Genomic DNA, 14,101 nt, shown 5'->3' with positions numbered 1-14,101 from the left:
AAAATTTTGAAATTTAGCTACGTTCAACAGAATATCTGAAATAGTCTCGACAGTTGTGCCAGAATGCCAAGATGTCTATTGTTTGGAGAATAGCGAGTAGAGAGGCGATTAACCCTTGTGTGTGGAGCTAAAGTGATTTTTATAGTATTGTTGTGTAATTTATTACAAAATTTCCGAGAAGGGAAGAAAATAATTAGCGCCAAGTATTAAATAAATAAGTGAAAATAATTACTAAAATTTCAAATAATCTGTATAATTCAAAACTGTAGTCAAAAATTGCTAGTCAAAGACATAGCAATAATAACAATCCTAAATAATTTGTTAAATCTTGGTAGAAGCTGTTGACACTCAACACTCATCGCTGATAATTTCTACAATTCAAATTAGGATTGCGAAATTAGTCGATGCCAATTTCTCTAATCGCGAACATATCTTTAGGTACGGTTCTCCTGTAGAGAAATCCCCCCTGCGCTCGCTGCCTACCCAAGATCGGACGCGGTAAAGTGAATGTGTAGCTGTTAAAGCTAAATGCTACAAATCGCAAAGGTTGTTACGGGCTGGCGTTAGTGACACACCACAAGAATCCCAAGAACGTAGGGAAAAATCATAAAAAATTCCGTTTTTGAAGCGATTGTATTATGCGTAAAAAACTACAACAAATCATCAAACCGCTACTAAAAACCTTCCTAGCCCTCAGCCTGGTGTTAACATTGGCTCTGAGTCACGCCGATGGCGCCTTAGCTGCTAGTGGCGGACGAATTGGCGGTGGCTCATTTAGAGTCCCCTCTAGCCGCACGTATACACCGCGCACCTATGCACCTCCAGGCGGTGGCGGATATTATCCCGGTGGTGGATATTATCCCGGCGGCGGTTTTGGCTTTCCCTTCTTGATTCCTTTTTGGGGAATTGGAGGCGGATTTGGCGGCCTATTTGGCATTTTAATTTTTTTGGCGATCGGTAATTTCTTATTACAAAGTTTCCGTCGTGCTGCTAGCGGTGAAACACAAGAAGCAGATTACAGCACCAGCTCTCCAGTTTCCGTGACTCGTTTGCAAGTCGGCTTATTGGCTCAAGCTCGCGATTTGCAAAATGAACTCAACCACATTGCTGAAACTGCTGATACCAACTCCCCAGAAGGAAGAGCAGAAATACTTCAAGAAGCCAGTTTAGCTTTACTCCGCCATCCAGAGTATTGGGTATACGCAGGTGGTGATACTCAACAAGCCAGATTAAACTCAGCTGAAGCTCAGTTCAACCGCTTATCACTAGCAGAACGCAGCAAGTTTAGCGAAGAAACTCTGACTAACGTCAACAACCAACTCAAAGCAGCCCTCGCCAAAGAAGCTTTACCTCCAGCTGATGAAATCGACAACCCCACCCGTCTAATCACTGAAGGCCCTGGCGAATACATTATCGTCACTTTATTAGCGGCGACACTAGGCAAATCTGAAATCCCAAAAATTAACAGCGGTGATGATTTGCGCCAAGCCCTACGCCAAATTGGTAGTATCCCCAGCGATAGACTTCTAGCAATTGAGGTTCTTTGGACTCCCCAAGCTGAAGGCGATACTCTGACATCAGATGATGTGTTGGCAAATTATTCTGATTTGAGATTGGTTTAATTTTTTGGAATCAGAATTCAGGAGTCAGAATTCATAACCAGCCAGACAAGGGTTTAAAACAAATGTAGAGACGTTGCATTGCAACGTCTCTATTTTTGTAGGCTGAGGTTCTTGGTTTAACTTTTTTTCCAAGACGCTGCTAAAAGTTCGAGAATGACTCCATTTGTCCAGCCGAAACCAACTTCGTTAGAACTATATCCAAAGCAGATTTCATCGGAAACGTTGGCAGAACAGCGTTCGACATCATATTTCTCAACTAAAGTGTTGTGACGCCCGAATTCCTTAACCACCATAGCGAGGAATTTGTTGGCAATGCGATCGCTTTCTGTATGATATCCATAGCGATGAAGTCCTTGGACAGCGATTAACGTCAGCGGCGCCCAGCCAAAGGGGGCATCCCACTGGTTACCAGTAACGCGAGTACTGGTAAAAATTCCCCCTGGGGCTTCAAACAAAGAAAGATTTTCTACCAGGCGTTTGGCTTGGGATGGGGAAGCAATTCCCAACCATAGCGGATAGAATGTCGTGGCAAATTCATAACGACGGCGTTGTTCGCTCTGGAAATGATAATCTAGATACAATCCCTGTTCTTCATCCCAGAGATACTGGTTGATGCGTTCGCGGCGATTCTCTGCACGTTCGCGCCATTGTTGCACTAATTCTAGATTACCGAATATTTCCTGAATTTCTGCTAAGTCTAGTTCCATCTGATACAGCAAACTGTTCAGGCAGACAGGAGCGTAATGCAGGATATCAGCACTGAAGGGACCAAATCGGTTAGTGATATCAAAACCCGATTCGCGCATGGTACGATCGCCCTTATAAAACAGCCTCGTCAGTTCGTCATTTTCGCGATCGTAATAAAGGCTGACATCATAATCTTCAATGTCAAAGGTTTGGTAGTATTCTTTAACGCGATCGTAATGGCTTTTTCCGTTCTCATCTCGCTCGGAAAACAAAACTTCTGGTGCAGGGCCTTCGCCAAAGGCATAAAATCGGGATAAACCTGTTGCAGGATTGAGGTGCGGCGGAACTACCCAGTAATAGTAAAACTGTTCTAGTAGCGGTACAGTTGACTTCAACCACTCTTCATCCTGGGTATGTTCAAATAGCGCCATAACCATCATACTCAGGACGGGCGGCTGCGATCGCGACAGCATATAAGTCCGGTTGGCATTGAGGATAGTACCGTAATGCTGCACTTGGTAGAGTAATTGATCTACTTGGCTTTGGGCAAGTTCTAATTCGCCATCGTGCAAAAGTCCTAATAATATAAAGTAGCTGTCCCAACCATACATTTCGTTAAACCGACCGCCGGGGACAACATAAGGCCCTGGCAGGTACAATAATCCATGCTCTTTAATTGCATCCATTTCGGTAGGCAAAGTGCGAATTTCAATTCTTTGCATATCCTTGGGAGATAGCGCTCGCTCTAACACACTTTGGACGTTAGGACAATCTTCTAAAGGTGAAATGTAGACAATCCAAGGAGTATCTGATGTGTGGTCTAGCTTGCTATCCTTTGCAGATTGTAATAAGTGTTCGTGCGATCGGGTTAAGGTTTTCCAGGTTTTTTTGATATGAGCTTGTACAGCGTCAATCTGTATGGTGGTGAGTGGTGAAGTAGTCATAATGTGGACTCGGAATTATTTTTAAACGCTAAGGAACGCTAAGGAAATCGCAGAGAGAAGTCAGAGCGGCGGCTTCCGCCGATCTTAACTTCGGTGGAACGCAGAGCTTTTCAGCGTTTTCTCTGCGCCTTTGCGCCTCTGCGTGAGATTCTATTTTTTACTCAGCACTACTAACCAAAAGAGCAACTGGGAAATGAGCCAGAGCAGACCCGATAGATAAAGTTCCTTTGCTTTCTAACGGTTGTTCGGTTAAGACATTTTTCCAAGAGGAGGAAGTTCCAGGGGGTAATTGTAGGTGCGTATCTTTCCAGACTGACTCGCCCAAGGGATCTTCTCCAGGCTGAATGAGGCGAGTGAAAAAGCGGGGTGCGATGGCGATCGCTGTTTGATTCCCTAATTGTCGCGCAAAGGCAATAATATGATTAGCGTGAGTTCCGTGAATTTCTAAGGGCAGATAATTTCCGTCTTGGAATAATGAGAGATAATCTTTTCTGGCTTTGAGTAATTGCGCCGTTAAAAACAGTTTAATTCTACCGTCGGTTTTGTCTTTGAGCAAGTTTTGAATTAATCCCAGTATATCGGTTTTGATTTGCTCTTTAATGGCGCTTAAATAACTGCGCCTTAAATCAAAATCCACGGGACGGCGGTTATCTGGATCGACTAAACTTAATTCCCAAAGTTCCGTTCCCTGATAAAAATCAGGTACGCCAGGAGCAATAGTTTTGAGTAGAGTTTGGGAAAAAGAATTGAAGATTCCGAAGTAGGCAACTCGCTGTTGAAAAGGATGAAAGGCTTCAAGAAATTGCCCAGAATTTGCAGGATTTAAAACGTTTTCCACAAAGGAAGTGCAAGCTTCTTCATATTCGCTATCAGGGCGTAACCATGCAGTATGCACCTTCGCTTCTCGAATTGATTTAATAATGTATTCCTTCACCCGTTCTACGAAAGATTCGCGTTCTTCTTCGGCAAAGGGAAACGCACCAATTAAGGTTTGATAGAGAAAATATTCATCATTGCGATCGGGCATGGCAAATCCGTGGCGAATTTTGCGATGTCCTTGATTATAATGACTCCAGATGTTAACTTTTTCTTCCCATTCTTCTGGCAATTCCGACAATACATTTAACCTTGCTCGCACGTCTTCACCGCGTTTGGTGTCGTGGGTAGCTGTGGTGTTCATGGTGTGAGGCCATGTTGCTTGGTGCTTTTGGTTAAAGCTGTGGAAGTCAGCTACAGAAATACCAAAATGGCTGGGATTTCCTCCCACTTCATTGAGCGATATCAGGCGATTGTAAACATATAATGTTGTGTCTTCTACACCTTTGGCCATGAGGGGGCCGCTGTATTGCTGCATTCGTAAGACAAAATATATCCACTGTTCGCGTTCTGTTTGCGAAAGAGAATTATCAAATTCCAGCAGCATCAATTTTTCAATAAAATTTAACTCATGCTGCAATAAAGGTGCTTGTTCTTTTGCTTGACTAATTACGTCTTGAATGGTGAGTTTATCGCTTTCCCCAATGCCATCGGGAGTAATATAAGTACGGTAAATTGGGAACAGTGTTAAAATTTCCGCGATCGCTCTTTTGAGTCCATTGATGGTAAAGTCATTGCCATAGCGATATTTGCTGGAAATATTTTTTAACAGGATGGCTAAATTATCTATGTCACCTGCTAAGTTCTTTTCTAATATTAGCTGCTTTTTCTCCTTGACCAAAGATGCATAATCTACTTTACTGCTGATAAAAGCATGGTAAATTTTGTCAAACCAAAATTCTATGTCAGTTTGGCAAAATACCCCATTGACATAATTCAAAAAATCATATCCAGACGTACCTTGAATCTTCCAATTCTCTGGCAAATCTTCCGTCAGTTCTAGAATTTTTTCAACAGTGATATAAACATCTGGGGCTTTTTCTTGCAGCCGTTCGAGGTACTGATGTGGGTTATAAAGCCCATCTATGTGGTCAATGCGTAAACCTGTAAATTTGCCTTCTTCAACTAGCCTTTGAATGAAACTATGAGTGTTATTAAAAACCCGCAGTTCTTCGATTTTGACAGAAATTAATTCATTGACAGTAAAGAACCGCCGATAGTTCATTTCTTCTGCCCCGACTTTCCAGAAGGCAAGACGATAAAACTGGTCTTTGAGTAAATCGTCTAGCAGATTAAAGCTTTCAGAATTGCCCGGTTCTCCGTTAAAAGTTTTGAGGTTTTCTTCAACGAATTCGCGGATTAAATCGTTGGTATTGTAGAGTTCCCAAACCAACCCTTTGATAAACGCAATTTGGTCTTGTCGCTGTTTGCCTGCAACTTCTGAAGGTACATTTTTGAGAATGTAGAGAATCCCCAATAACTTAATAAAATCAGGATGATTGCGGCCTAGCGTGCGCGTGAGTTTGCCGAGATTGTATGTGAGAAATTTTGTGTAAGATTCTAACCGCAGAGGGAGTTTTAAACTGTAATAATTGACGGTTAAACCGTTTTGTTCGTATTGCAGTTGAATGTGTCCGTTTTCTAAAGATACACCATAGAAATCTCCCAGTAGAGGAGCGAGAATTCGTTGCTGGCGATCGCCAAATGGTACATTCCAAGAAAGGTCGAAATAATCAGTATAGCTGGAATCTGGCCCGTGTTCCAAGATATCCATTAAATACTCATTTTCGCTGCTATAGGCCATGTGGTTGGGCACAATATCTTGTAACCAACCCATTTCTAAAGATTGTATTTCACTGATTAATGCATCAAAGGACTCATTAGTTCCCAGTTCTGGGTTGAGTTGAGTCGGATCTACTATATCGTAGCCGTGGGTACTACCAGACCGCGCCTTGAAAATCGGCGAAGCATATAAATCCGAAATGCCTAAATCAGAAAGATAAGCAGCGATCGCTTTTGCATTTTCAAAGCCAAATTGAGGTGTAAACTGAATTCGATAAGTTGCTCTAGGAATTCGCATACTTGTTTTTCGTGGGAGTGATGATGGTTGACTGTTGACTGAAGAGTTAGGAGTTGGGAGTTATTTGGGAGTTAGGAGTTAGGAGTTAGGAGTTGGGAGTTATAAGTCGAAAGTTGAGAGTTTGAGGTTTTCAAGCTTAACAGTGAACCTCTGAGCTTCAACGTTGAACCTTTAGGCTAAAACTTTAAATTCTAACTCTCCCCACTCATAACTCCTAACTCCTAACTCCTAACTCTTAAACTCCCTACTCCCTTTCATACAGTACTAAACTAATGGGTTGCAATTTCACTTCTTCTCCCGCAGACAGACATTCAGGCGCTTGGGAACCAGGCCCAGACCATGAAGTGTCTGCCGAATCTAATAGTTTGTGAGCCTTGCTTTGAATTGGGAGAGTTACTGTTACTGGAGACGAATTAAAATTCAATACAAATGTTATTTCACTCGTTTCACTCCAACGACGCACGATAACTATTTGCTTTTCTTCATCGCTAGTTGCTTGGATAGAATCGCGGTTTTGATTGAGAAGTGCGGGATGTGTTTTGCGTAAATTAATTAATTGACGATACCAATTCCACAAAACATTGTGGTTACCTTCGTGGCGTAATTCCCAGTTGAGTTTACTTTTTAAGAATGTTTCTGCCGATTCGGGATCTGGGGGATCGTCTTCATAGTGAAATGCTTCAAATTCTTCTTTACGTCCGGCTCGAACTGCTTGAATTAAATCTGGGTCGGAGTGACTGACAAAATATATGAAGGGTGCGGGTTCGCCGTATTCTTCTCCCATGAATAATAACGGCAAATAAGGTGATAGTAAAACAGCACCAGCAGCTACTTTTAATCCTTCAAAAGAGATACGCGCTGTGAGGCGTTCTCCCTTCATTTGGTTGCCGATTTGGTCGTGATTTTGGCTGCAAACTAAGAACTGTGATAAAGGGCGATCGCTGCAAGATACACCATGATATCGTTTGCGATCGACTGAGTATTTCCAATCATAAACAAAAGTATCTTGATAAGCTTTTGCTAAGTCGGCAAATGTGCCAAAATCTTGATAATATCCTTGGCGATCGCCTGTTAAAAGTGTATGCAATGCATGGTGAAAATCATCGCTCCATTGGGCATCTAGATTATATCCGCCCAATTCTGCCGGACGAATTATTTGTGGATTATTTAAATCGCTTTCTGCAATTAAATGCTGTTTCCATCTTTGCCCTTGTTGGGAAAAATGATGAACTGCTTCTGCTAATTCCCACAAAAAATGCTTTGCTCCCAAGTCATAAATTGCTTGAATTGCATCTAACCGCAATGCATCAATATGAAATTCACCCAACCAATAAATCGCATTTTGGATAAAATAATTTCGCACGCCCATACTCAAGGCGTCATCGAAATTCATCGCATTGCCCCACGGCGTTTTATAGGTTCTGGTAAAGTAGGGCGCAAACTGACCCATGTAATTACCTTCCGGGCCAAAGTGGTTGTACACCACATCCAGCACAACAGCAATACCGTTTTCGTGGCAAGCATTCACCAGCTGTTTGAGATCCGCTGGACTACCGTAGGAATTTTGTACTGCATAGGAGTAAACGCCATCATAGCCCCAGTTACGGTATGCTAAAGCAGGCTCAATATGGGTATCTCCAGGAAACTGGGAAATAGGCATGATTTCAATAGCATTAATTCCCAGTTCTCGTAGTTCCGGTAGGCGGGGAATAATGGCGGCAAAAGTGCCTTCAGGGGTGAATGTCCCCACATGAAGTTCATAAAAAATCATCGATTCTACAGGAATGCCAGACCATCCTTCATCAGTCCACTCAAACTGAGGATCTATGATTTGAGATGGGCCATGCACGCCTTCTGGTTGATACTGTGACGCCGGGTCGGGAAAAGCATTTTCCTCATTCAGCACATACTTATAAAGCGTACCCGGATACACATCATTCACTTTCGTCTGCCAGTATCCCTCTGCTTGAGGTTTAAGCGCAATTACTTGCGCTTGGGGCGTCAAAATTTGCACAGCAACGCTATCTAACGTTGGAGACCAAACTGTAAATTCACACTCTCCGTTACCCAAATAATTAGCACCTATTCTCACGCAGATTCCCCTCTTCAACAATACTTTGTGCTGAATTTTGCCGTGAAAGTAATTTCATGTTGTTACACGATCTTTACAAACACGCCAAATAGGATCATGGTGGTTCTACCAGACTTTTTACTAGTATCGAAGGGCTGAATTTCTTAGTATAAAACTCTCTCTAATGATTAATTTTAGTGGCTGTGCTTTAGTCGTATCTTTATATCCCCCACAGCCATCCACTCCTACGGCTTGCAGCTGCCATCAACACAGTATGTTGATTGATAAGTACTAGAACGCTTGCCAAATATAGTGTAGCGGTTATCGCGGATTTGTTCGTAAAAGCGATCGCCTGCCCACTTCACCCCTGGTAACGCCCGATAAGCGTCTACAAATATACTTCCTAATGGTAATAATCGCCCAATTTCTTCTGCTGCGTTACTACCCTGCCAACGTCTTTGAGGCTCATTACCATCAATTAAAATCATTCCCTGTTCGCAATCTTGGGCTGTAATTCCCCACTCTAAAAGTTTCTGTTCGTCTTGCATAGGAGTGTATTGAAACAGGTTTCCCTTGTCTAAGGTTTCTAGCAATTGTACTAAGGTAACGCAGAGATTACAATTTCCGTCGTAGATTACGTAGTAAGTCACGTCGCTTTGCTCCCAATTCAAAATTCAAAACTCAAAATTAATCACGTCTCAGTAATCGTATCTAATTTCATCGATTGCTGACAATATAATTCCAGTTTAGAATATTGATTTGAACTAAGTTATTCCTATGGCTTCCTTCTTCTGGTAGATGAAAGGCGATCGCTACTGACTTCTCATAAATAAACTAAATTATAATTATTACTAGCCAAAAAATTATGATGTCTTCGCTTCCCGTCAACGACGCTCAAAATAATTTACAACAGCTCATAGACCAAGTTTTAGAGCAGGGTAAGCCTGTGATGATTCAGGGTGAACGTGGTAATGCCATTCTGCTTGCAGAAAAAGACTGGTCTGCAATTCAGGAGACTCTTTACTTGTTATCTATACCTGGAATGCGAGAATCTATCAAAGAAGGACTAGCAACGCCAATCGAAGAATGCGATGAGGAGTTGGATTGGTGAGTCATGGCAGTAATGAAGAACCATTTCCTAATTCTAAAGAAGTAAGTTGGAGGTTGGTTTACACAAAACAAGCGCAAAAAGATGCCAAGAAGTTAGCTTCTAGTAATTTAAAGGAAAAAGCCGAGGAGTTGCTTGTAGTTCTTAAAAAAAATCCCTTTCAAAATCCTCCACCTTATGAAAAGCTACTTGGTGATTTATCAGGTGCTTATTCTCGCAGGATAAACATACAGCATCGTTTGGTATATGAAGTTATCGAATCCGAACAAGTAGTCAAGATAATTCGGATGTGGACGCATTATGAGTAAGTTCTAGGTAGTTGATGACAACATTTAGTTTTAGGGTTGACTCGAACTTGATATTAATTGTGGTTCACTCTTAAATAATCGCCTTTCATTCAGCATCACTCACCCTCCTAACTCGGTTGTTGCAGTTCTGAACAAGAATATTTTCGTTTTGAGCAGGAACGTTTTCGTTTTGAGCAGGAACGTTTTCTTTTTGAACAAGAACGTTTTCGTTTTAAACAAGAACGTTTTGATTTTGAACAGGAACATTTTCGTTTTGAACAGGAACGTTTTCGTTTTGAACAAGAACGTTTTCGTTTTGAACAGGAAGTTTTTAGTTCTGAAAGTGAAAAGCGGAGTTCTGAGCCTGAGCATTGGAGATTAGAGGTTTATTTCTCCTGTTTTCTTCTCATTAATCCCCGCTTTTAACTGCTTCTTTACTCCAAACATATTTACGGCAGACTTCGCAAGCGGCTTTTGCCTCCTCTGTTTCCGGATTGGTGAAGATGGGATGGTAACGCAACCTATCACAGCAGAGTTGCAACGACGCTTGTACCTCACCTTCACTACCGCTACTGACAATTGTCTGCCCATCTGATCTCATGGCGACAGACATGACATCTATCTTACGGCTACGGTAAGAGTCTGCTAGGGGATGACCTTGGATGTTCCACAACCGCAAAGTTCCATCTTTACCACCACTGACAATCATCTGTCCATCTGGGCTAAAGGTAACACAACAGACATCACCTTCATGCCCACGTAAAGGATCTACCAGCGAGTGTGTTGGGATATCTGACCAGTGTCCTTGAATGTCCCACAACCGCACCGTGCCATCAACACCGCCACTAGCAATTGTCTGTCCATCAGGGCTAATGGCAACGGAACAAACATAACCCTGATGACCGCGCAAGGGGTCTGCTAGCGGATGACCTTGGATAGCCCACAAGCGCACTGTCTCGTCAGCACCGCCACTGGCAATCCTCTGTCCATCTAGGCTAATTGCTACTGAAGGAATATAACCCTCATGTCCACGCAAAGGGTCTGCTAAAGATTGACCTTGGATATCCCATAACCACACCCTCCCCTCAACACTGCCATTGACAATCTTGTGCCCATCCATACTGAAGTCGACAGAAGAAACATAACCGCCAGGGAAAATCTGCTTTACATCCACCCCAATCACTACGGACGAGGCACAATGCTTATGCCCACTAAAAAGGTCTACCATAGGATTATTTTTGATATTCCACAACCGCACTGTCCCGTCAAGACCGCCACTGGCAATTGTCTGTCCATCACGGCTAAAGGCGACAGAAATGACAATACCTTCATGTCCGCAGAAGGGGTCTGCTAACGGCTTACCTTGTATATGCCACAACCTCACTGTGCCATCTTCACCACCACTAACTATCTTCTGCCCATCCGGGCTAAAAGTAACGGATCTGACAAAACCTTGATGCCCTCGGAAGGGGTCTGCTACGGGGTAGCCTTGGATGTTCCACAACCGCACTGTTCCGTCAAAACCGGCACTGACAATTGTTTGCCCATCTGGGCTGAAGGCGACAGACATGACAATACCATCATGTCCTCGAAAGGGAATTGAGACTATACCTTTTGTTATTGCCCAATTCAAACTTTTCTGAACTTGTTCGATGATTTGCTGAGGCATTTTCTCTAGATTCTCACCTACTGTCAGGATTGTAAGGACTAAACCATCTAGAGGTTGAACAGATAATAAATTCTGTGCCCTTGCCGCTTTCTCTCGCAAGGTAGCCAAGTTAGCTTCAGTGAGTGCCCGTTGCAGTTCGGCAATTTGGTCTTTTTCATAGGAATCGCTGCGCTGGTAAAACTTTTTAGTTAATGATGATACAGAGATCTCTAGCTTATGCCAATTTTCACGCACCTCTGCCAGCAATCCCCCGTGCATTAAATATTTTTCATTCTCACATTTGTTTTCCCACTCACGTAAAGCATCTGCTAACCTTTCACTCAATCGCCGCAAATCCCGGTCTTGTTGTCGCCATTCCCCAAACCTCTCCCAACTCTCAATTAATGCTTCATGGGCTAAATCAATCCAAGCTTTTCCTTGTTCATCTTTTCCTGCTACCAGCAAACGTCCTTTGACTAATCCTTCATCTAGCAATTCACTTAATGCTTGCTCCTGTTCTTGGTCATTACCAGCAATGGCTAACAGTCCAACTTTTGGTTGGCGCTGTCGCGTATCGTTTTCCCCCTCTCCCGTTCGCACTAAGCGCAGAAAAATTCGCTCAATCCATTCTTTCTCCTGCTGAGTGCGTTCTTGGGTTGGGAATTCCTCCTCATAATCTTGGTAAAGATAAACATTTTCTGCATGTAGATTCAACGCCCCAGTTAATCCTCCCAATTTTTGATATTCTTCTAGGGTGAGTTGATATTTTTCTTGGTCGCGTTTTTCCCAAAGTTTAGTTAAAGCAAACTCCAACAGAGGCAAAAACCCTGGTTCTTGTTTCACATCTTCTAAAATCTTCAGTACTAGCCCTTCTTCAACACTATGGCCTTGAAGCTTAGCAGGTTCGGTAATAGTGTCCTTTAAATCAATCCCAGTTAAGGGCGGCATATAAACAGCCTGAGTTTGAATCAGCTGAGTTAGCGAGGGATATTGCAAACAGGGTTCGAGAAAATCCGCTCGCATGGTAATCACAACTGCTAAGCGCAAATCGGTAATCTCTACGACCTGAGTCAACAAGTCAATAAATCTCTGCTTTTCTTGCTGACTAGCACCGCCAGTAAATACTTCCTCAAACTGATCTACCACTAGCAAAAGTTTTGCTGAATCAGAGAGATTTTCGAGAATTGTGGATAGACTATTCTGCTCATTTTCAATCAAATCCTTCAGTTGCTTCTCTTTTTTAACTCCTGGAAAAAATTGTTGAAAAGCTCCGCGCAACTTAATTAAAGGTTCAAATCCTGGTTTAATTGGTTCTAATACTTGCCACTCACGATCATCTAATTGGGGAATCAAACCCGCCCGCACTACTGAAGATTTACCACTCCCCGAAGCGCCAATGATGGGGACAAATTTAGCCAAGTCGAGTTTCTGTTGAATATGGTTAACTACTTTTTGACGACCAAAAAAGAATTTTGCGTGTTGCTTGTCAAAAGCTTCCAAGCCCCGATAGGGACATTCGTCAAGTACTTCTGTAATAACTATTAATTTCTTGGGTGGATACCAAACCAAAGGAATTGACCTACCACCGCCCATGTAAATTGGTTCTTGCCCACTTCCCTTGAGTTCCCGTGAAATGAAGCTCATCAAATCATTGACATTAATTTCTCCGGTAGCTTCATCAGCTTTATCCTCAGCCAGTCCTTTGAGAATTGCTTTGGTGAAAATTCCACCTTCAGCATCTTCACGCGCTCTTTCAAAGGCACGAGAGGCTGTAATTAAGCTGTAGTCTTGTTTACTATTGAATACGGAGAAACCAGACTTGATAAAACTCCTCTCTAATAAAGACCCAGCATAGCAGCAGTCCAGCAATACCACCAAGCTGCTGAGTTGAGATTTAGCGATTAAAGTGTTGAGGTCATCAAAGGCGATCGCATTTTGCCCATCCTTGTTACAATCTGATGTTGCCAAATACCCTTTCGCTTCACCCGTCAGGCTGGGTGCTTCAAATCCATATCCCGCAAAATAAATCAGCGCCTCGTTACCTTTAGCTTTTTCTAACAAAAATATCCTCAGCGCTTGTCCCAGTTCTTTACCAGTTAATTTTTTATCCAGTGTGACTTGCCAGCGATTCTCACTCTCGATTAACTTGCTAGGTAAAGGCTGAACATCAAACCGTCCTTGTTCGCGCAACAGTTGGGCGATTTGTTCTGCATCATTGACAGCCTTTGGTAGGTTGCTGAAATTGTCATATTTGGCAATCCCCAGCACCAGCGCATATCTAGCCATATAATCTAACCTGGCATCCGTTTTTACGTAATATTACCAAGAATACCTTAAAGATTAACTGAGGCTATTATGTCAGAAGTGCAACGTTTAATCATCAAAGAAGACGATTTAGAGTACGAAATCTACGTAGAATCAAATACCGCTCCTGAGGTTCCAGAAGAAGAGGAACCGGGATATCGTGATGGTTTTTTACCCACGTTGAATATTCAGGAATTTCAGGGCAAGATTCGTAATTATGCCAAGTTAGCTGTTGGTGCATTCAAGAATTTACCTGATGCTGAAGAGGTAACAGTTAAGTTTGGTATCAAATTGGGTGGTAAAACTGGCATTCCATTTTTAACTGAAGGTTCGGCGGAGAGTAATTTTGAAATTGAGGTTAAGTATAAGTTTCCAGAAAAGAAGCCATAATAGCAATTCGTAATTAAGAATTCAGATTGTATCTATGTTTCAAAGTTTGAATCTGTTGTCGAATTTTAGAGAATTGGTATAAAT

The 14,101-nt window shown here is 42.4% G+C and carries 9 protein-coding genes; 4 read left to right on the top strand and 5 right to left on the bottom strand.

The window, feature by feature from the left end:
- Positions 1-638 precede the first annotated feature (638 nt).
- The gene (locus tag NSTC745_RS35610) at positions 639-1,622 is read left to right on the top strand and encodes a DUF1517 domain-containing protein (protein WP_445635236.1); all 984 of its coding nucleotides are present in this window, start codon (positions 639-641) and stop codon (positions 1,620-1,622) included.
- A 116-nt stretch (positions 1,623-1,738) separates the two neighbouring features.
- Here NSTC745_RS35610 and NSTC745_RS35605 read toward each other — a convergent pair whose 3' ends face one another.
- The 4 genes from NSTC745_RS35605 to NSTC745_RS35590 form a co-directional block, all read right to left on the bottom strand.
- Complete coding sequence (locus tag NSTC745_RS35605) at positions 1,739-3,253, bottom strand: trehalase family glycosidase (RefSeq protein ID WP_445635235.1); 1,515 nt, start codon at positions 3,251-3,253, stop codon at positions 1,739-1,741.
- 157 nt (positions 3,254-3,410) lie between these two features.
- Complete coding sequence (gene treY / locus NSTC745_RS35600; protein ID WP_445635234.1) at positions 3,411-6,209, bottom strand: malto-oligosyltrehalose synthase; 2,799 nt, start codon at positions 6,207-6,209, stop codon at positions 3,411-3,413.
- Between the two features lie 244 nt (positions 6,210-6,453).
- Entirely contained in the window at positions 6,454-8,301 is a 1,848-nt protein-coding gene (gene treZ, locus NSTC745_RS35595; RefSeq protein ID WP_445635233.1) for a malto-oligosyltrehalose trehalohydrolase, read from the bottom strand.
- A gap of 224 nt (positions 8,302-8,525) precedes the next feature.
- Positions 8,526-8,930 carry a thiol-disulfide oxidoreductase DCC family protein gene (locus NSTC745_RS35590; RefSeq protein ID WP_445635232.1) on the bottom strand — a complete coding sequence of 135 codons (405 nt, stop codon included), beginning with the start codon at positions 8,928-8,930 and terminating at the stop codon, positions 8,526-8,528.
- 215 nt (positions 8,931-9,145) lie between these two features.
- Here NSTC745_RS35590 and NSTC745_RS35585 point away from each other — a divergent pair, with 215 nt between their 5' ends.
- Positions 9,146-9,391 (top strand): type II toxin-antitoxin system Phd/YefM family antitoxin, encoded by a 246-nt coding sequence (locus tag NSTC745_RS35585; protein ID WP_445635231.1) that lies wholly within the window; start codon positions 9,146-9,148, stop codon positions 9,389-9,391.
- Positions 9,388-9,696, top strand: coding sequence for a Txe/YoeB family addiction module toxin (locus tag NSTC745_RS35580; protein WP_445635230.1), 309 nt, complete (start codon positions 9,388-9,390; stop codon positions 9,694-9,696). The genes NSTC745_RS35585 and NSTC745_RS35580 overlap by 4 nt, the downstream gene beginning before the upstream one ends.
- Before the next feature lie 388 nt (positions 9,697-10,084).
- Here the strand turns inward: NSTC745_RS35580 and NSTC745_RS35575 are convergent, their stop codons facing one another.
- Positions 10,085-13,609, bottom strand: a complete 3,525-nt coding sequence (locus tag NSTC745_RS35575; RefSeq protein ID WP_445635229.1) for an nSTAND1 domain-containing NTPase — start codon at positions 13,607-13,609, stop codon at positions 10,085-10,087.
- A 69-nt stretch (positions 13,610-13,678) separates the two neighbouring features.
- Here NSTC745_RS35575 and NSTC745_RS35570 point away from each other — a divergent pair, with 69 nt between their 5' ends.
- Positions 13,679-14,017, top strand: coding sequence for a CU044_2847 family protein (locus NSTC745_RS35570; protein WP_445635228.1), 339 nt, complete (start codon positions 13,679-13,681; stop codon positions 14,015-14,017).
- Positions 14,018-14,101 lie beyond the last annotated feature (84 nt).

It is taken from the genome of Nostoc sp. DSM 114161, assembly GCF_052692665.1.
This window is presented reverse-complemented; position numbering and strand designations above follow the sequence as displayed.

What these genes read in the sequence shown, in the direction of transcription:
- treY (WP_445635234.1), bottom strand. Translation starts at nt 6,209, where the DNA reads ATGCGAATTCCTAGAGCAACTTATCGAATTCAGTTTACACCTCAATTT.
- NSTC745_RS35585 (WP_445635231.1), top strand. Translation starts at nt 9,146, where the DNA reads ATGATGTCTTCGCTTCCCGTCAACGACGCTCAAAATAATTTACAACAG.
- NSTC745_RS35605 (WP_445635235.1), bottom strand. Translation starts at nt 3,253, where the DNA reads ATGACTACTTCACCACTCACCACCATACAGATTGACGCTGTACAAGCT.
- NSTC745_RS35570 (WP_445635228.1), top strand. Translation starts at nt 13,679, where the DNA reads ATGTCAGAAGTGCAACGTTTAATCATCAAAGAAGACGATTTAGAGTAC.
- NSTC745_RS35575 (WP_445635229.1), bottom strand. Translation starts at nt 13,609, where the DNA reads ATGGCTAGATATGCGCTGGTGCTGGGGATTGCCAAATATGACAATTTC.
- NSTC745_RS35610 (WP_445635236.1), top strand. Translation starts at nt 639, where the DNA reads ATGCGTAAAAAACTACAACAAATCATCAAACCGCTACTAAAAACCTTC.